General features: G+C 43.0%; 18 protein-coding genes and 6 tRNA genes. 10 read left to right on the forward strand and 14 right to left on the reverse strand.

What is annotated here, in order from left to right:
• Positions 1-9 precede the first annotated feature (9 nt).
• The 10 genes from secE to rpsU all read right to left on the reverse strand — a co-directional run bounded on the left by secE (position 10) and on the right by rpsU (position 3,527).
• Positions 10-204 carry a preprotein translocase subunit SecE gene (gene secE, locus NEE14_RS08295; RefSeq protein ID WP_022454903.1) on the reverse strand — a complete coding sequence of 65 codons (195 nt, stop codon included), beginning with the start codon at positions 202-204 and terminating at the stop codon, positions 10-12.
• Between the two features lie 17 nt (positions 205-221).
• Positions 222-294, reverse strand: a tRNA-Trp gene (locus NEE14_RS08300).
• Positions 295-337: 43 nt separating this feature from the next.
• Entirely contained in the window at positions 338-1,525 is a 1,188-nt protein-coding gene (tuf, locus tag NEE14_RS08305) for an elongation factor Tu (protein ID WP_251967775.1), read from the reverse strand.
• A 47-nt stretch (positions 1,526-1,572) separates the two neighbouring features.
• Positions 1,573-1,644: transfer RNA gene (locus NEE14_RS08310), tRNA-Thr, on the reverse strand.
• 5 nt (positions 1,645-1,649) lie between these two features.
• Positions 1,650-1,722: transfer RNA gene (locus NEE14_RS08315), tRNA-Gly, on the reverse strand.
• 10 nt (positions 1,723-1,732) lie between these two features.
• Positions 1,733-1,815, reverse strand: a tRNA-Tyr gene (locus NEE14_RS08320).
• An 83-nt stretch (positions 1,816-1,898) separates the two neighbouring features.
• A tRNA-Thr gene (locus tag NEE14_RS08325) sits at positions 1,899-1,972 on the reverse strand.
• Between the two features lie 93 nt (positions 1,973-2,065).
• Complete coding sequence (gene hpf / locus NEE14_RS08330) at positions 2,066-2,365, reverse strand: ribosome hibernation-promoting factor, HPF/YfiA family (protein ID WP_243323038.1); 300 nt, start codon at positions 2,363-2,365, stop codon at positions 2,066-2,068.
• Positions 2,355-3,266 (reverse strand): tyrosine-type recombinase/integrase, encoded by a 912-nt coding sequence (locus NEE14_RS08335; RefSeq protein ID WP_251967774.1) that lies wholly within the window; start codon positions 3,264-3,266, stop codon positions 2,355-2,357. The genes hpf and NEE14_RS08335 overlap by 11 nt, the downstream gene beginning before the upstream one ends.
• A gap of 69 nt (positions 3,267-3,335) precedes the next feature.
• A complete protein-coding gene (gene rpsU / locus NEE14_RS08340) occupies positions 3,336-3,527 on the reverse strand; it encodes a 30S ribosomal protein S21 (protein WP_251967773.1) in 192 nt (63 codons plus the stop codon).
• Between the two features lie 504 nt (positions 3,528-4,031).
• Here rpsU and NEE14_RS08345 point away from each other — a divergent pair.
• Genes NEE14_RS08345 through meaB form a run of 3 tightly spaced genes read left to right on the forward strand, consistent with a single transcriptional unit; the run spans position 4,032 to position 6,682 of the window.
• Positions 4,032-4,412 (forward strand): DUF1573 domain-containing protein, encoded by a 381-nt coding sequence (locus NEE14_RS08345; RefSeq protein ID WP_251967772.1) that lies wholly within the window; start codon positions 4,032-4,034, stop codon positions 4,410-4,412.
• Positions 4,413-4,453: 41 nt separating this feature from the next.
• Positions 4,454-5,569 carry a DUF1573 domain-containing protein gene (locus tag NEE14_RS08350; protein WP_251967771.1) on the forward strand — a complete coding sequence of 372 codons (1,116 nt, stop codon included), beginning with the start codon at positions 4,454-4,456 and terminating at the stop codon, positions 5,567-5,569.
• A 12-nt stretch (positions 5,570-5,581) separates the two neighbouring features.
• On the forward strand, positions 5,582-6,682 hold the full coding sequence (meaB, locus tag NEE14_RS08355; protein WP_251967770.1) for a methylmalonyl Co-A mutase-associated GTPase MeaB: 1,101 nt from the start codon (positions 5,582-5,584) through the stop codon (positions 6,680-6,682).
• Positions 6,683-7,125: 443 nt separating this feature from the next.
• On the opposite strand, the gene NEE14_RS08360 is transcribed toward meaB, so the two are convergent.
• The gene (locus NEE14_RS08360) at positions 7,126-7,410 is read right to left on the reverse strand and encodes a hypothetical protein (protein ID WP_251967769.1); all 285 of its coding nucleotides are present in this window, start codon (positions 7,408-7,410) and stop codon (positions 7,126-7,128) included.
• A gap of 95 nt (positions 7,411-7,505) precedes the next feature.
• Positions 7,506-7,578 (reverse strand) — tRNA-Glu (locus NEE14_RS08365).
• Positions 7,579-7,748: 170 nt separating this feature from the next.
• On the opposite strand from NEE14_RS08365, the gene mutA reads away from it, so the two are divergent.
• The 3 genes from mutA to NEE14_RS08380 all read left to right on the forward strand — a co-directional run bounded on the left by mutA (position 7,749) and on the right by NEE14_RS08380 (position 12,095).
• Entirely contained in the window at positions 7,749-9,617 is a 1,869-nt protein-coding gene (gene mutA, locus NEE14_RS08370) for a methylmalonyl-CoA mutase small subunit (protein ID WP_251967768.1), read from the forward strand.
• Between the two features lie 14 nt (positions 9,618-9,631).
• A complete protein-coding gene (gene scpA / locus NEE14_RS08375; protein ID WP_251967767.1) occupies positions 9,632-11,779 on the forward strand; it encodes a methylmalonyl-CoA mutase in 2,148 nt (715 codons plus the stop codon).
• Between the two features lie 130 nt (positions 11,780-11,909).
• Positions 11,910-12,095: a DUF6722 family protein gene (locus NEE14_RS08380; protein WP_317259017.1), complete on the forward strand. Its 186-nt coding sequence runs from the start codon at positions 11,910-11,912 to the stop codon at positions 12,093-12,095.
• A 210-nt stretch (positions 12,096-12,305) separates the two neighbouring features.
• On the opposite strand, the gene NEE14_RS08385 is transcribed toward NEE14_RS08380, so the two are convergent.
• Complete coding sequence (locus tag NEE14_RS08385) at positions 12,306-13,067, reverse strand: DUF5036 family protein (RefSeq protein WP_251967766.1); 762 nt, start codon at positions 13,065-13,067, stop codon at positions 12,306-12,308.
• A 104-nt stretch (positions 13,068-13,171) separates the two neighbouring features.
• Positions 13,172-13,582, reverse strand: a complete 411-nt coding sequence (uraH, locus tag NEE14_RS08390; protein ID WP_251967765.1) for a hydroxyisourate hydrolase — start codon at positions 13,580-13,582, stop codon at positions 13,172-13,174.
• Positions 13,583-13,770: 188 nt separating this feature from the next.
• Between uraH and cysK the strand changes: the two genes are divergently transcribed.
• The 4 genes from cysK to NEE14_RS08410 all read left to right on the forward strand — a co-directional run bounded on the left by cysK (position 13,771) and on the right by NEE14_RS08410 (position 19,408).
• Entirely contained in the window at positions 13,771-14,703 is a 933-nt protein-coding gene (gene cysK, locus NEE14_RS08395) for a cysteine synthase A (RefSeq protein ID WP_251967764.1), read from the forward strand.
• A 359-nt stretch (positions 14,704-15,062) separates the two neighbouring features.
• Positions 15,063-17,234 carry a S9 family peptidase gene (locus NEE14_RS08400; RefSeq protein ID WP_251967798.1) on the forward strand — a complete coding sequence of 724 codons (2,172 nt, stop codon included), beginning with the start codon at positions 15,063-15,065 and terminating at the stop codon, positions 17,232-17,234.
• Positions 17,235-17,236: 2 nt separating this feature from the next.
• On the forward strand, positions 17,237-18,082 hold the full coding sequence (gene lipA / locus NEE14_RS08405; RefSeq protein WP_251967763.1) for a lipoyl synthase: 846 nt from the start codon (positions 17,237-17,239) through the stop codon (positions 18,080-18,082).
• Between the two features lie 174 nt (positions 18,083-18,256).
• Entirely contained in the window at positions 18,257-19,408 is a 1,152-nt protein-coding gene (locus tag NEE14_RS08410; RefSeq protein ID WP_251967762.1) for a hypothetical protein, read from the forward strand.
• The last annotated feature ends 2 nt before the right edge of the window (positions 19,409-19,410 follow it).

The following is a 19,410-nucleotide window of genomic DNA, read 5'->3' on the forward strand; positions in this document are numbered from 1 at the left end:
TTACACTAATTAAAAGATTTTTTCGTAGAAGAAACGCATCACACCTTCAAAGCTCATGTCAATAACAAAGATAACGACAGAAATGATAAGGGAAGCAAACATAACCACTACTGCGCTATTTGACAACTCTGCTCTTGTAGGCCAAGAAACCTTATACACAAGCTCGTTATAAGATTCTTTAATATATTCAAATATCTTCTTCATTGAATAGTTATTTTTAGCACGGAACGAGAGGCTCGAACTCCCGACACCTGGTTTTGGAGACCAGTGCTCTACCAACTGAGCTAGTTCCGTAAATAGCCAGTCCTATGATAGGACTGGCTCTATATAATGGAAATTAGTTTTCCAATTCTGTGATCTGACCAGCACCTACTGTACGGCCACCTTCACGGATAGCGAAACGCAAACCTACGCTACATGCTACCGGATAGATCAAATCTACATCGATAGTTACGTTATCACCCGGCATAACCATTTCAGTTCCTTCCGGCAAAGTGATTTCACCTGTTACATCCAAAGTACGGATATAGAACTGAGGACGATAGTGGTTGTGGAACGGAGTGTGACGACCACCTTCTTCTTTCTTCAAGATATAAACTTCAGCTTTGAACTTAGAGTGAGGCTTAACCTGACCCGGGTGGCAGATTACCATACCACGCTTAACTTCGTTCTTATCGATACCACGAAGCAACAGACCTACGTTATCACCAGCTTCACCTTGATCCAATAACTTACGGAACATTTCAACACCTGTTACAACAGATTTCTTTCCGTCAGCACCTAAACCGATAATCTGAACTTCATCACCTACCTTAACAACACCTGTTTCGATACGACCTGTTGCTACAGTACCACGACCAGTAATTGAGAAGATATCTTCAACCGGCATCAAGAACGGCTTATCGATTTCACGCGGAGGCAGAGGAATCCAAGTATCGCAAGCATCCATCAATTCCATGATCTTTTCTTCCCATTTCGGATCGCCATTCAAAGCACCCAGGGCAGAACCACGAATGATAGGAGTGTTATCGCCATCATATCCGTAGAATGAAAGCAATTCACGCATTTCCATTTCTACCAATTCCAGCATTTCTTCGTCGTCAACCATATCACACTTGTTCAAGAAAACAACCAAACGCGGTACGTTTACCTGACGAGCCAACAGGATGTGTTCACGAGTCTGAGGCATAGGACCATCAGTAGCAGCAACTACGATGATAGCACCATCCATCTGAGCAGCACCAGTTACCATGTTCTTTACATAGTCGGCGTGACCCGGACAGTCAACGTGAGCATAGTGACGGTTTGCAGTCTGATATTCTACGTGAGCTGTGTTGATAGTGATACCTCTTTCCTTTTCTTCAGGAGCATTATCGATAGAATCGAAAGAACGCTGTTCTGAAAGACCTTTCTTTGCCAATACTGTAGTGATTGCAGCTGTCAAAGTTGTTTTACCGTGGTCAACGTGACCAATCGTACCAATGTTAACATGTGGTTTCGATCTGTCAAATTTCTCTTTTGCCATAACTTAATTGTTCTTTATATGATTAATAATTTATTCGATTTAATCAGAGCCTAAACCGAGACTTGAACTCGGGACCTCTTCCTTACCAAGGAAGTGCTCTACCGCTGAGCTATTTAGGCATTTGAGCGGAAAACGGGACTCAAACCCGCGACCCCCAGCTTGGAAGGCTAGTGCTCTATCAACTGAGCTATTTCCGCAATTTTTGAGTGGGCAGTGATGGATTCGAACCACCGAAGGCGTAAGCCAGCTGAGTTACAGTCAGCCCCATTTGGCCACTCTGGTAACTGCCCCCAATTTAATTGACAATTAAAAATTGAGAATAGATAATTTATTTTCACTGTAAATTGTCAATTCTCCCTTGTCATTCTTTTTGAGCCTCTTGTCGGATTCGAACCAACGACCCCGAGATTACAAATCACGTGCTCTGGCCAACTGAGCTAAAGAGGCATTTGCTCAAATAAGCAGCCGTTCCGGCACTACGTCGAAACGGCTGCAAATTTAGGCATTATTTCTTACATACCAAATTTTCTACCGTTTTTTTTATTTAGATCTGCTTTTTTCTTTGAATTTAACTAATTGTTTTTCCAAAGCTTCCACGCATTCATCGATGGCCGCTTCAAATGAATCCTCAGTTTTCTCCGCAAAGCAGTCTCCATTCTTTATCTTCAACAAAATGTTGGCATTTTTATTCATCGCAGTTTCTGGTTTCACAACTTTCAATGTCACCTCTGCTGATATAATGCCGTCGAAGTATTGCTCCAACTTTGTTACTTTCTTCTGAATAAAAGCTTCCAACTGTTTTGTTGCATCGAAATGAATCGCCTGAATTCTAATTTCCATAATGACCTCCTTCTTTTTGCGCTCGAGGATGAGCATGATACACTTTTTTTAATTCCTCAAAGGATGTATGTGTATAAACACTGGTTGAAGCCAGACTGCTATGACCTAACAGATCTTTCACCGCATTCAGCTCTGCCCCATTGTTCAACATACTTGTTGCAAATGAATGTCGTAATACGTGTGGACTTCGTTTAGCCAAAGTAGGTATCTCCGACAACTTTCGCTTTACTATATTATAAACAATTGCCGCCGATATTTGTTCACCATTTGACCGGACAAAAAACCATTTACCGCTTCCGGCTTCCCGATTACGAATCTGCTGATACTTCTGCATCAACTCTTTCAAACCATTCGCAAAAGGAATCAATCGCTGCTTATTACGCTTTCCTGTTACTTTAATCTGCATCAGCTCATAATCAATATCTGCATCCTGCAAGCCAACCAATTCTGATCGACGCATTCCCGTATCATAAAGCATTTCTACGATTAAATGATTCCTCACGCTTTCAAAATCCTCATCCGACACCGGCTGATCTTCATCCAAAAGCATCTCCATATCCCGGTCTTTTACGAAATACGGAAGCGGCTTTTTGGTTTTCGGACCGACCACCATACGCATCGGATTCACAGAAATTACTTTCTGCTTCATGAGATATTTAAAAAAAGATTTCAAAGAGCTTAATTTCCGGTTCACTGACACCGGTGAATAACCGTTGTCCATCAACTGGACAATCCAGTTTCTTACCAAATCAGCATCTACGTCAACCGGAAAATTCAAACACACCGATTGCTCACTCACAAAAGCCTCAAACTGACTTATGTCTTTTTTATACGATTCGATCGTATAATCTGAATAATTGCGTTCATAACGCAAGTAATTCAAAAAGTTATCAACCAACATGCTTCATTGCATCAACTATTCTGCAACGAATATAGAAATTAGATTCTAAAAAAACAAGTATTTTTTCAATTATTCTTCAGTTTGCTGCAAATGCTGTACGTAAATGGCACGCATCATTTGCTTTCTCTTCGTAACTGATGGTTTTTCGAAAGCCTGACGGTTTCTCAATTCTTTTACAACACCTGTTTTTTCAAATTTTCTTTTGAATTTCTTCAGCGCTTTTTCAATGTTTTCGCCTTCTTTTAATGGAACTACGATCATAATTTTAATTTGTTATTTTGTTTAATTAATACATCCTTAAAACGGGCAGCAAAATTACGGATAGTTTCGCTATCAGCCAAACTTTCTGCCAATAATTCTCAATTTGATTTATTTTTATGGTACTTTCGTTTACCTTATATTTCTTAGCGAATATATCTCTATCTTAATTTATAAAATAATTCAACAGCCTCCTTTCCAAGTCTGATTTTAATTAAACATCGGTTCAGTTCCCCTATCCGGATCACTCCGGCAGTAAAAAACGGTGCAAAGGTATGCATTTTCAAATTCTTATCCAAATACTTTCTAAAGTTTACGGGGTTATTTTCCACATTTACCTACAAGATTTTCAATGCGAAAGATCTGTTTTTGTCCATACGGGCCAGCTAACATCCGGCTGAGCCGGTCTTTATATCTGTATTATTCTTAAAATAGAAGTAAATATATGCAGACATTTCGGCTTAATTCTTATCTTTGCCTAGTATTATTCTAACATTTAAGAGAGAAATGAAACGTATAATTTTCTTATTAACAGCACTTGTACTTTCCATAGGTGCTCTTTCTGCCCAGCAGAAGAAAGCTGTTATTTCAGCCAAGGAAACCATCTACGATTTTGGAGAGATTAAAGAAGCAGATGGAAAAGTTTCTCATACATTTAAGATCGACAATACAGGCGACGCTCCGCTTGTTCTGACTCGTGTGATTGCTTCCTGCGGATGTACAACTCCGGAATGGACTAAAGAACCGATTGCGCCGGGAAAAAGCGGTGATGTAAAAATCACTTACAATCCGGCCGGCAGACCTGGAGTCTTTGCCAAAGCCATTTCGATATACAGCAACGGGAAGAAAGGAAGTTATATTCTTACGATTAAAGGGAAAGTCAAATAACGCATCCCAACAGAGCATACATTATTAATAAAACTGCCGTAATGATATTGGACATCAAAAAGATTATATGCGCAATCGTTCTGCTCTTTGGTAGCATTATTGCAGGTATGGCCCAGAATGCACCTCAGATCAGTGTAGACCAACAGGTGTTTAACTTTGGTTCGATTGAAGAAGCGAAAGGGCTTACTTCGCATGTTTTTACGATCACCAACTCGGGCGACAAGCCGCTGGTTATTTCGCGTGTGACTGCTTCGTGCGGTTGTACGCGGCCGGAATGGACCAAAGAGCCGATTGCCGCCGGCAAGACGGGTATTCTCAAAGTGACCTATAATCCGAACGGCAGGCCCGGTCCTTTCTATAAGACAATCACGCTTTACAGCAATGCGGGAAAAGGGCGATATAATGTAGCCATCAAAGGGAATGTCATTCCTAAAGAACTGACTCCTGAGTTTTCTTATCCGTATGCTATCGGAAACTTAAAGCTGCATACGAAAAATGTTCTTTTCAACAACCTCCGGCAAAACGAGAGCCTGGGCGAAAAGATCAGTGTTAAGAATGAAGGGAAAACGTCTATCCAAGTCGAATTCGGGAAAATGCCGGATTTCATCATCGCGGATATGAAACCGACGTCCCTGAAACCGGAAGAGACGGGAGAAATCACCTTCCTGATAGATGGACGGAAAATCAAGCACAAAGGGCGGAAACTGGTACACATTCCTCTGACAGTCAAAGCTGCCGGAGAAAAAAATACAACTGAGTCTGTAGCCTTGGCCGCGAATGTGATCGACGACTTCAGTAAAATGTCGGCACGCGAGAAAGCGAAAGGACCGGCAATCCATATATCGGGAACGCTACTGGATTTCGGCAAACTGCCATCGAAGAAGAACAAGATTCCTTTTATCAGCAGCAAAATTACCGGAACCGTGGATATTACCAATACGGGAAAGTCGAACCTGATCATTCATAGCTTTACATCCGACAACGAGCTGATCTCCATCAACCGGGGAAAGAAGGAAATCAAACCGGGAGAAACAACCACCTATAAGGTTTCCATACGCCCCAAAGATGTAAAAGTTCGCCTGGAGGCCTTAGTGAACATTATCAGCAATGATCCGAACGGACCGGTTCGTTTATTAAAAGTAACAGCCCATAAATAAAACAACACAATCATGGAACACCCAGAAAATGACGATTTGTACAAAGGATTAAAAGTAAATAAAGGTATAGTTGACGTACCAACGGTAAACCCATACCTTAAGAAACGAGTACAACGCAGACAATATACGCCGGCAGAATACGTAGAAGGTATTCTGAAAGGCAACATCACCATCTTAAGCCAGGCAGTAACACTGGTAGAAAGTGCCAAACACGAACATCAGCAGATCGCCCAGGAAATCATAGAGAAATGCCTTCCTTATGCCGGAAAATCCATGCGTATCGGTATTACGGGTGTGCCGGGTGCTGGAAAAAGTACGTCAATCGATGTATTTGGTATGCATCTCCTGAAAAAAGGACATAAGCTGGCAGTCTTGGCCATCGACCCGAGTAGTGAGCGTTCGAAAGGCAGTATCTTAGGAGACAAGACCCGAATGGAAACTTTGTCGAGAGAGAAAGATGCGTTTATCCGCCCTTCGCCATCGGCCGGCTCCTTAGGCGGTGTAGCCCGTAAGACAAGAGAAACGATTATCTTATGCGAGGCAGCCGGATTTGATACGGTCTTCGTAGAGACAGTCGGTGTCGGTCAGAGTGAAACAGCCGTACATTCAATGGTCGATTTCTTCCTATTGATCCAATTGGCAGGAACCGGCGATGAATTACAAGGCATCAAACGTGGTATCATGGAAATGGCAGACGGCATCATCATCAACAAAGCCGATGGAGACAATGTGGATAAAGCCCAGATGGCTGCATCTCAGTTCCGCAACGCCCTGCATCTTTTCCCGCCTACCGAATCAGGCTGGACGCCCAAAGTCCTCACCTACTCCGGTTATTACAACATCGGTGTCAAAGAGATCTGGGATATGATTGATGAATACATGGCTTTCACCAAAAAGAACGGCTACTTCGAATATAAGAGACGCGAACAGGCCAAATACTGGATGTATGAAAGCATCAACGACACCTTGCGTGATACGTTCTACAACAATCCGGCAGTCAGCTCCATGCTCAATCAAACGGAGCAGCAAGTTCTGCAAAACGAGATTACGCCGTTTGTAGCAGCCAAACGCATGATGGATTTATTCTTGGGAGACATCTCCAGCTCGAAGTAATTAGAACAGATCACTTTTTAATACAGCAATCTTGGAAAGACACGGAGTTCATTTACCAACGATCTCCGTGTCTCTCTTTTTATTCCTGAATCATCTTTCACTTTTCCAATATACCTCTATAAAACAAAATCTTATGGTGATTTAAGAAGTTTCACTCAATATCTCCATCCCTGCCATACTAATTTCCGAATTCCAGGCTGTAACAAGCGCCATCTCTCCTCCTCTCCTATCTCCAGCAAATGAAACAGTAAGTTTTATCCATAGACATATTCATATATTCCCTGCCACAAACTACTGTTTTTATGCCACAAATTAATTAATTCACTAATATGAATTAATCAATTTACAATAGTGATTCAATCAATTCACAATTGTAAATTAATTAATTCATATTAGTGAATCAATAAAATTATAGGCAAAAAAATAGGAAATCATAACTGGATTTACATTGATTCCAGACCTTTTTTGTTTATTTCTTCTTGGGCAAGTCCCGTACTAATCTGCATATAATATTGACGGATCGCCTCTAAAGCCTCTCTTCGCTTTTCATCAAAATACTTTTTAATGACATGTTTCCTTTGTGGCAATTCATCTATAATCATTTTCAACTTTGCGATCTTTTTATTCAATCGATTAAAAGTTGTTTGTGCACCAGACAATTTCTTCTTTCCTTTAAGGATAATAGGAATCATCATTTTTTCCTGATCCTGAAATATATCAAATGCCAAATTCCTCTGAGTGTCTGTCTTTCCCTTATTACGCTAAACATATACGCTGAAACAAAAAAGGATGTCACTTACCACCAAGTAACATCCTTAATAAGTAGCGCAACCGGGACTCGAACCCGGGTTTCAGCCGTGAGAGGGCCGCGTCCTAGGCCACTAGACGAATGCGCCATTTGTTGTCCTTAAGACAGTGCAAAAGTAAAGATTTATTTTAATCCGACAAATAGTTTTGCAAAAAAATTATTTCTCTTACCTTTGTAAGTCGTTAGGTATCGTGTATAACTAACATGGTAATTAATAGAAAAACATTACTAATACCAGTTTAATAAACAACTAATATTATGGCAGAACAAAAAGAAAAACTTTTCTCTGAATTCGAACCCGTTTCAACCGAAGCGTGGATTGCGAAAATCACGGCCGACCTGAAAGGCGTTCCGTTTGAGAAAAAGCTTGTTTGGAAAACAGGTGAAGGCTTTAATGCCAATCCGTTCTATCGTTTGGAAGATCTGGAAGGTCTGAAAACTACTACTGCACTTCCAGGCGAATTCCCGTATGTACGTGGTACGAAGAAAGACAATGACTGGAAAGTACGCCAAAACATTGAAGTTACATGCTTCAAAGCGGCTAACGAAAAGGCATTGGACATTCTGAACAAAGGAGTTACTTCATTAGGCTTTATCATTAAAGGCGACGAAGTAAGCGCTGAAAACATTGCGACCTTGCTTGAAGGCATTTGTCCGGCAAGCGTAGAACTGAACTTTAATACTTGCAACTGTAAGGCTGCCAAGTTAATCGAAATCTTAGCTGCTTATTATGCTTCTAAAGGTGTTGATGCAGCTAAATGCGAAGGTTCAGTAAACTTTGATCCGTTCAAAAAGCCGTTAATCAAAGGCCATAAGAACGAAAACTGGGTAGAAGGCGCTAAAGCTGTATTAGAAGCTGCAAAAGCACTTCCTAACTACAAAGTTTTGGCTGTTAATGCCTTCTTATTCAACAATGCCGGAGCTTATATCGCTCAGGAATTAGGTTATGCTTTAGCCTGGGGTAACGAACTGTTGGCTAAACTGACAGATGCTGGTTGCAGCGTAGATGAAGTAGCCAAGAGAATCAAATTCAACTTTGGTATCAGCTCAAACTACTTCATGGAAATTGCTAAATTCCGTGCAGCTCGTTGGTTGTGGGCCGAAATCGTAGCCGCTTACAAACCTGCTTGCGAATGTGCTTGCAAGATGGCTGTTCATGCCCAGACTTCAAAATGGAATATGACAATTTATGACGCACATGTAAACTTGTTGCGTTCACAGACAGAAGCCATGTCTGCTGCGATTGCAGGTGTTGACTCAATTACAGTTCGTCCGTTCGACGAAGCCTTCGAAACTCCAGATGACTTCTCTGAACGTATCGCCCGCAACCAGCAGTTGTTGCTGAAAGAAGAATCTCACTTCGACAAGGTTGTTGACCCGGCTGCCGGTTCATATACTGTTGAAGTATTCACCAACTCAATTGCTGATGTTGCCTGGAAGTTATTCCTGGAAACAGAAGAAAAAGGTGGTTTCGGCGCACAGGCTAATGCCGGAGAAATCCAGGCTGCTGTCAATGCTTCCAACGAAGCTCGCCACAAAGCTGTTGCTACTCGCCGTGAGACCTTGCTGGGTACGAACCAGTTCCCGAACTTCACAGAAGTAGCAGCTGAAAAGATCAAGAAAGAAGAAGGCGCTTGCTGCTGCCAGAACAAAGAAGGTCACAGCTGTGGCGAACCGGAAATTGCTACACTGAACTTTGCACGTGGCGGCTCTCAATTTGAAGCTTTGCGTCTAGCTACTGAAAAGAGTGGTAAGACTCCGAAAGCATTCATGTTGACAATCGGTAACTTGGCAATGCGTTTGGCTCGTTCTCAATTCTCTTGCAACTTCTTTGCTTGCGCAGGTTACAAGACAATTGATAACTTAGGATTTGATACAGTTGAAGCAGGTGTAGAAGCCGCTGTTAAGGCAGGTGCAGACATCGTTGTCTTGTGTTCAAGCGATGACGAATATGCAGAACTGGCTCCGGCAGCATTCAAGGCTTTGAATGGCCGTGCTCAATTTGTAGTAGCAGGTGCTCCTGCTTGCATGGAAGACCTGAAGGCTCAGGGTATTGATCAGTTTATTAATGTAAAGAGCAATGTATTGGAAACATTGCAGGCTTTCAATGCTAAGTTAGGTATTTAAAAATCCAAAAGACAATGAGACCAAATTTTAAAGACATAGATATTAAAAATGCCGGCTTCGCTGCTACAAATGCAGCTGAATGGGCAAAAGCCAATGGCATTGAAGCCAATTGGAAAACACCGGAACACATCAATGTGAAACCGGTCTATACAAAAGAAGACTTGGAAGGTATGGAACACCTGAACTTCGTATCTGGTATTCCTCCTTATCTGCGTGGTCCGTACAGCGCTATGTATCCATTGCGCCCTTGGACAATCCGCCAGTATGCAGGTTTCTCTACCGCTGAAGAATCAAACGCATTCTATCGTCGTAACCTGGCTTCCGGTCAGAAGGGTTTGTCTGTAGCATTCGACCTTCCGACTCACCGTGGCTATGACCCTGATAATGCCCGCGTGGTAGGTGATGTTGGTAAAGCGGGTGTTTCCATCTGCTCTATCGAAAACATGAAGACGCTGTTTGATGGTATTCCATTGAATAAGATGTCAGTTTCTATGACCATGAACGGTGCCGTTCTTCCTGTCATGGCCTTCTACATCAATGCAGGTCTGGAACAGGGTGCTAAATTGGAAGAAATGGCCGGTACAATCCAGAATGATATCCTGAAGGAATTCATGGTGCGTAATACATATATCTATCCGCCTGAGTTCTCAATGCGTATCATCGCTGATATCTTCGAATATACTTCACAGAAGATGCCGAAGTTCAACTCTATCTCCATCTCTGGTTACCACATGCAGGAAGCTGGTGCAACAGCTGATATCGAAATGGCTTATACCTTGTGCGATGGTTTGGAATATCTTCGTGCTGGTGTAAATGCAGGTATTGATATCGATGCATTTGCTCCACGTCTGTCATTCTTCTGGGCAATCGGTATGAATCACTTCATGGAAATTGCCAAGATGCGTGCTGCCCGTATGTTGTGGGCTAAGATTGTAAAGAGCTTTGGTGCCAAGAATCCGAAATCATTGGCTTTGCGTACACACTGCCAGACTTCAGGTTGGTCACTGACTGAACAGGATCCGTTCAACAACGTAGGCCGTACTTGTATTGAAGCTATGGCTGCAGCTTTAGGTCACACTCAGTCATTACATACCAATGCATTGGACGAAGCTATCGCTCTTCCGACAGACTTCTCTGCCCGTATTGCTCGTAATACACAGATCTATATCCAGGAAGAAACGAAAGTCTGCAAGCAGATCGACCCGTGGGGTGGTTCTTACTATGTAGAATCTCTGACAAACGAACTGGTACACAAAGGCTGGGCTTTGATCCAGGAAATCGAAAGCATGGGCGGTATGGCAAAGGCTATCGAAACAGGTCTGCCGAAGATGCGTATCGAAGAAGCCGCTGCCCGTACTCAGGCTCGTATTGACTCTGGTATCCAGACAATCGTTGGTGTTAACAAATATCGTCTGCCGAAAGAAGATCCGATCGATATTCTGGAAATTGATAACACAGCCGTTCGTAACGAACAGATTGAACTGTTGAAACAGTTGCGTGCTAATCGTGATGAAGCTGCTGTACAGAAGGCATTGGCCGACATCACTGAGTGCGTGAAGACCAAGAAAGGTAACTTACTTGATCTGGCTGTTAAAGCAGCTGCAGTTCGTGCTACTCTGGGTGAAATCTCTGACGCTTGCGAAGCTGTTGTAGGACGTTATAAAGCAATTATTAGAACTATTTCAGGCGTGTACTCATCAGAAACTAAGAAAGATGCGGACTTTGAAAAGGCTTGCCAGTTGACAGCTGAGTTCGCTAAGAAAGAAGGTCGCCAGCCACGTATCATGATCGCTAAGATGGGTCAGGACGGACACGACCGTGGTGCAAAAGTTGTTGCTACAGGTTATGCAGACTGTGGTTTCGACGTTGATATGGGACCGTTGTTCCAGACTCCGGCCGAAGCTGCTCGTCAGGCTGTAGAAAACGACGTTCACGTAATGGGTGTTTCTTCATTGGCTGCAGGACACAAGACATTGATTCCGCAGGTTATTGAAGAACTGAAGAAATTAGGTCGTCCGGATATCGTTGTAATCGCTGGTGGTGTTATCCCAGTACAGGATTATGACTTCTTGTATAAAGCTGGTGTAGCAGCTATCTTTGGTCCGGGTACTTCTGTAACCAAGGCTGCTTGTCAGATCATGGAAATCTTGTTGGGTGAATAATTAACTTTATTCCCTAAAACCATAGCCCCGTCAGATAAAGAAGATTTGTCTGGCGGGGTTTATTTTTACACAAAACCATAGCTACTATTTCTTGATATTCCTTATATTTGCCAAAACAAAACCCTAAGATATGAAAAAAGAATTCGGGAAATGGCTAATGGACATAGCCAAGTATCTAATGACAGTTGCCATATTGTCATCTATTATTACAGATATGGATAAAACATGGTTATACTATCTGTCTTTATTATTTTTTATAGTATTAATCCTTGTACTCGGCTTGTGGCTGATACGAGATAAAAAGGAAGGAGTATAATATGCTAACAATCATGAGTTGCATTACACTTTTAATTATAGCTATTACAGGTGTTCTTTATTTCAATTATCAAGATAAAAAAGAAGAGAAGAATAAACAATCTAAATAAACAGCACCACGGTATTGGAAAGTATCCTGATACCGCGGTGCTATTTTTATTCCAATATCTCAGACAAAACATTCTTCTGAGAATTTCCAACAAAGACAAACTTACGAATTCTTCCACTTCACCCATACAGAGACTTCTGTATAGACATGCTTGTAACGGATTATCAGACGATACTCAGAGTCTACACAACCAAAAGAAGCTGCTCTTAGTTTTAATTGTTTTCCTTCAACCGTATAAGTAAGTCCATCTTGAGCCTTTCCTAACAAAACGATTTCCATATCTTCCGGATGAGACGAAGGCGAATCAACAACTAATGGAGTTTGTTCGTCGATAGAAGACAGATAAGGATCCAACCAGATCGTTCCAAGAGAACTACCCCAAACGGGCAATTGCCCTTCCGATGGTTTCCCTAAGAGAAAACGGACATTTGCACCGGTAATACTGTCTCCTCGCTGAATCCAGGAATCAACAAATACCCGATAGACGGAAGCGGACTCTGCTATGGCCAAGTGCCCGGATTCTTCAAATTCCAATATATCATCAACATCACAAATCACATAACCATTTCCTGGTTGTACAGCTACTTGTGGAGCCATATTTATGAAATCGGGCATTTCTATATCGCCAATACCCGATTTCTTTCCCATATCAAAAATAGGGAAACGGTTACTATGGAAATTCCTCTCGCTCGTTATATACACATCCGAATTCCCTAACAAGGTCTTTCCGTGCCATTCGTCCATCATATACAAGGCTGCCGTGCCTTCTGGGAACAATTCTTCCTCACTCAAATCATCTGAACACGAAAAACAGGCTATCAGCCAAGACAAGGCTACCCAAACAACAAGATTACTCTTCATCATACTCATTTCTTTTTAGTTTTATCAAATCTTTTCTGATGAAGAGTCCTGCTATCCGGATTTATCACTATAACAACCGATACTTTTTAATAATAATTTAGAGATGATCAGTTGCCCCGATAAGTAGAATATCCAAAAGGAGAAAGAGTTATCGGCACATGATAATGCTTATCATCCTTAATTTCAAATATGACTTCTATGAAAGGATAAAAAGTATCCTGCTGTTGTTCCTTAAAATAAGGAGCAGTTTCATACGTCAGCTTGTAAATACCCTGATGATTGGTTCCGTCTTCCGGCAAGAAATCCTTTACCCGCCCATTGGCATCCGTCATTTTTTCTGCAATTTGAACCCAAGACGTTGTCTGAGTATCCAATTTTGACAGGCGAATCTTTACATCTGCAGCCGGAGCACCTTTATTGATATCCAAAATATGACTCGATAATTGATAAGAGGCCTCTTGTCCCCAACTGAACTGAGCCCATGCGGCCAATACTGCCACCATAAAAATCTGCTTCATTCTCATAACTTTTAGATTTGAAATAAACGGTTTAATAAATAAAATTAGGTAAGAATATACCACCCACTCTCATATAAAAAGAACAGAACGAAAAGAAGAATAGTTATGTATTGAAGCGTTAATCTCTGCTTAAAAGTCGTTATATCCAGATTTATTCTATCTTTGCATACAGACAAATTACAAAGATTATGAATATCAAGAACAGCTTGACCGAATTGATTGGTCATACGCCGTTACTGGCTCTTCGCCGTTGGGCGAAACAACAGCAATTAGCAGCCGAAATCGTTGCCAAAGTAGAATATTTCAATCCGGGAGGAAGCGTAAAAGACCGCGTTGCCCTTTCGATGATTACCGATGCCGAAGAAAAGGGATTGTTAAAGCCCGGCGCCCTCATCATCGAACCAACCAGTGGAAACACCGGTGTCGGACTAGCTTGGGTTGCTTCGGTAAAAGGATACAAACTTATCCTGACCATGCCCGAAACCATGAGTCTGGAACGTCGCAATCTATTGAAAGCCCTCGGAGCTCAACTGGTTCTTACGCCGGGAAGTGAAGGAATGGGTGGTGCCATCCGCAAAGCTCAGGAAATACAGGCGGCAACACCCGGTTCGTTAATCTTACAGCAGTTTGAGAATCCGGCTAATCCGCTTGCCCATGAACGTACTACCGCAGAAGAAATCTGGCAAGACACCGACGGACAAATCGATATCTTCGTTGCCTCAGTCGGCACAGGCGGAACACTGACCGGAACAGCCCGTGGATTAAAGAAGAAAAATCCGAATATCCGGATCGTAGCAGTCGAACCAGCCGGATCGCCCGTCCTTTCCGGAGGAAAAGCCGGTCCACATAAAATACAAGGTATCGGAGCCGGATTCATTCCTAAGATTTTAGATACGAGCCTAATTGACCAAATCATTCCTGTCACAGACGAAGACGCTATGCGTACCAGTCGTGAATTATCAGCAACTGAAGGTTTATTGGTGGGTATATCATCCGGAGCTGCTGCTTTCGCCGCCCGAGAAATCGCAAAAGATGAAGCTAATCAGGGAAAACGCATTGTTGTCTTATTACCTGATACCGGCGAACGCTACCTCTCTACGGAGTTGTTTCAACATGCTTAAAAACTGATAAAATATGCATGCCTACCTTTTGATGAAAATATGCCGGCTTTTATCCAAAATACGCCGGGAATTATTGAAAAGCCGGCATATTTTCAAACAAAACCAACGAGAACCATTTTCAACTCTCCCGAGAATCGTTTTCGATTCTCGTTTATCTTATTTTAGGATATTACCAACACCTATTTGGAAAGTAGAAAAATCAGTTTCTGATGATTTATTACTAGCAACATAAAGTAATTGAATCCTCCTCTAAGCAACCTGCTCGTTATCTCCATACAAAAAAGTAGAGAAATTGTTATATTTGCCCTCTGAAAAGAGGCCGTGGGGCTTTGGTGTAAAAAATCATGGAAAGAATAAATATGAAACGAATCAGTATGGCACTGCTGTTTTCGGCTTGTGTGGCCGGAAGCTGGGCTCAGCAAGGAAGTGAGCCGATAGATTTGAAAGAGATTACAAGCGGAAAGTTCCGGCAGATTACCAATGTAGGAGAAATGCGGTCGCTGCCCGATGGCGAATATTATACGGCCATGAATCCGAAACGGACGATGATCGTGAAGTATTCTTATCGTACCGGCAATCCGGTGGATACTTTATTCAATGTGGCTACAGCCCGTGAATGCACGATCGACAAGTTCGATAATTACGAAATCAGCAGTACCGGGCACCGGATCCTGATTCTCTGTGATGTGGAACCGATTTACCGCCGCTCTACACAGGCAATGGTTTATGACTATGACGTACGCCGTAACTACCTGAAACCGCTGAGCGATACTCCGGGAAAGCAGATGATTCCGACTTTCTCGCCGGATGGCCGTATGTGTGCCTATGTGAAAGACAATAACATCTGGATCCGCAAGTTTGACTATGATACGGAAATACAGATTACCAAAGACGGCAAACAGAATGCCATTCTGAATGGTATCACCGACTGGGTTTATGAAGAAGAGTTTTCGGTGACAAACCTGATGGCCTGGTCGCCCGACAGTAAAATCCTAGCTTTTGTCCGTTCTGATGAATCGGAAGTACCGGAATACTCCATGCAGATTTATGGCGACGGCCTGTATCCCGGTTATTACAACTTCAAATATCCGAAAGCCGGCGAGAAAAACTCAACGGTATCGGTCATGGCTTATAACGTAGAAAGCAAGGATACCAAGAAGCTGGATATTCCGATGGATGCCGACGGCTATATTCCGCGTATCACCTTTACGACGAAACCCGAACAACTGGCAGTCATGACCTTGAACCGCCAGCAGAACCGTTTCAATATGTTTTATACGAATCCGAAGAGTGGTGTATCTAAGCTGATCCTGAAGGATGAGAACAAATGTTATGTAGATTCAGAGTGGCTGACTTCCATTCATTTTATGGAAAGCGGTTTCACCTACGTCAGCGAACAGGATGGCTATTCTCACATCTACCTGTATTCTCCGACAGGCGTCATGCAGCGCCAGATCACCAAAGGTAACTGGGATGTCACGGCTTTATTGGGTTATGACGAACTGACCAAAACGACTTATTACGAATCGGCCGAAGAAAGTCCGCTCCGCCGGGCTGTCTATAAGATTGATGCCAAAGGAGTCAAGACGAAGTTATCAACGAAAGAAGGAACGAACCATGCTGATTTCAGCGCGAACTTCGCCTATTACGTCAATCGTTTCTCGAATGTCAATACGCCGATGCAGATTACAGTCAACGAAACGAAGAAGAATCGGGTACTGCGCGTACTTCAGGACAATACGGCACTCACCAAGAAGCTGGCTGCCAAATCTTATTCTCCGAAAGAATTCATGACCGTCACGACAAAATCCGGTTATGAACTGAATGCCTGGATGGTGAAACCGGTTAACTTCGACAAGAACAAGAAATATCCGGTACTGATGGTTCAGTACAGCGGTCCGAATTCTCAACAAGTACTGGATCAGTACGGCATGGACTGGGAACAATATCTGGCATCGAAAGGAATCATCGTAGTTTCAGTAGATGGACGTGGAACCGGTGCCCGTGGAGAAGCCTTCCGCAAATGTACTTATATGAAGATGGGAATCCTGGAATCGCAAGACCAGGTTGAAGCAGCCCAGGCCTTAGGCGAACTGCCTTATATCGACAAGAACCGGATGGCAATCTGGGGCTGGAGTTTCGGCGGATACAATACGCTGATGGCGCTGACGGTTGGAAAAGGAACCTTCAAAGTCGGTATCGCCGTAGCGCCTCCGACCGACTGGAAATACTATGATACCGTCTATACCGAACGATACATGCGTACGCCGCAGGAAAACTTTGAAGGCTATGCTGAAACTTCACCGTTACGCCGGGTGAAAGACATGCAAGGAAAACTGCTGCTGATCCACGGAACAGCCGACGACAACGTACACTTCATGCAATCTCTGGAATATGCCGAAGCGTTGGTTCAGGCCGGAAAGCAATTTGACATGCACGTCTATAAAGACCGCAATCACGGCATTTCGGGAGGAAACACCCGCTATCACTTATACACCAAGATGTCTAATTATTTGTTCGATAATCTATAAACATGGCAGAACATATCAAGAAGCCGGATTGGTTGAAAATCCGGCTTCGTGGAAATGAACATTTCACGCAGACAAAAAGAATTGTAGAATCGCATTGTCTGCATACCATTTGTACCAGCGGCAAATGTCCGAATATGGGCGAATGCTGGAGCCGTGGAACAGCAACCTTCATGATTGGAGGCGATATCTGTACCCGCTCATGCCGCTTTTGTAACACACTGACCGGTAAGCCGCTGCCACTGGACCCGAAAGAGCCTGAAAATGTAGCAGAAAGTATCCGGCTGATGCAGTTGAAACATGCCGTTGTCACTTCAGTCGATCGGGACGATCTGCCCGACTTAGGCGCTTCCCACTGGGCTGCTACCATTCGGGCTATCAAACGGGTGAATCCGACGACTACACTCGAAGTGCTGATACCCGACTTTCAAGGCAAGCTGGAACTAGTTGATCAGGTCATCGACGCTGCTCCCGAAATTATCTCACACAACATGGAAACCATCCGGCGTATCACACCACTGGTGCGTAGTGCTGCCCGCTATGACGTGAGCCTGTCGGTTCTGAAGCGGATTGCATCGCGAAACATTGTTGCCAAAACAGGTATCATGGTCGGACTGGGAGAAACGGAAGAAGAAGTCTGCGAACTGATGGACGATGTGCTGGCAGTCGGTGTTTCGGTGCTGACCATCGGTCAATATCTGCAGCCATCCCGCAAGAACATTCCCGTATCAGCTTATATTCATCCCGATCAATTCGAGAAATACCGGACAATCGCCTTGGAAAAGGGTTTCAAACATGTAGAAAGTGCTCCGCTAGTCCGTTCCTCTTATCATGCCGAAAAGCATGTATAGAAGAGTGTATGGTGGATATTTATTCAGAAAAACAGAACTTTTTCTGGTACATTTTTGTTCTTATATTGAAACTGATCAAAAAAACACAAGGAAAGACAGAAGGTTTCCTGCCAAATTCATTGAAAATGAAAGAAAAGAGAACGATCAGGAGTAATTGAAATAAGAACAAGAATTATGACTCGTATCAGAAAAAGTTGGGAAAATCAAGCTCTAGGAATATTGCCGTTACTGTTGTTTTTATTGCTGGATAATTATATTTCCTATCTGCAAGCTTATACAGTATCGGCCATATTCTGCGTCTTGAGTATGTTTGTCTTCCATATTTTGCGGAAAGACAAAATATATTCATTCATGCTGCTGCCGTCTTTTCTCACCTTAATCCTCTACGCCTTCTTTCTTATCTTCATGCGCGTGGAAGAAGTTCTGGCCGTCTATACACCACTGATTACAGAAATTCTTCTCATCATCGTATTGACGGTGGTCAAGATTGTCAAGAAACCGTTGCTGCATCGCGTACGCGACGCCCAGCATCCGGCCTACGAAAAGACACACAACCTGACCATGCTGAATGAGTTCTTCTTTATCGCCCAGCTCTTCCGAAACTTATATATTCTTCACCTATTAGGAATCGCCTTCTATAACATTCTGCCGGAAGAGATGAAAGATATCCGCTTCAACCGGTTTCTGTACCGGGATATGGGACTGATTATCGGTGTGGCGGTTATTGTCTACGAACAAATCCGTTTGCTCATGGTCCGTGGACGACTGAAGAAAGAAATGTGGCTACCCGTACTCAATGACAAAGGTTCGGTTATTGGTTGTATAGCCTATTCCGTCAGTCGTCTGCTACCCAAAAAGTACTACCACCCGATTGTCCGCATAGCTCTTGTCCACAAAGGCATGCTTTATCTGGCCAAACGGAATGAATACGCTTACGTATCAGCTTCCATGATCGATTATCCGTTTTACCGTTACGTTTTGTTCCGCCAGAGCATAGAAGCGGCAGCACAGGAGGCTGTTGAAGGACTGAAAACCTTGGTCGGTAAGATTCAGCCCCGCTTGCTTATCCGTTATACATTCGAAAACGAACGGGTAAAACACCAGGTTTCCTTATTTGTCATCTGCATCCAGGATGAACAGGTGATCGAACAGTACAAGCAAGTGCAAAACGGCAAGTTGTGGTCTATCCAGCAGATCGAAGAGAATTTAGGGAAAGGTATATTCTCTGTTTACTTCGAACGTGAATTCTCCTATTTGAAGAACACAATCCTGCTGGCCGAAAATCTGTGCCTGTGCGGTGAACAGCAAGAAGCAAAGCCAGAATAGCA

This window comes from Parabacteroides sp. AD58 (assembly GCF_023744375.2).
GTDB classification, from domain to species: Bacteria; Bacteroidota; Bacteroidia; order Bacteroidales; family Tannerellaceae; genus Parabacteroides; species Parabacteroides absconsus.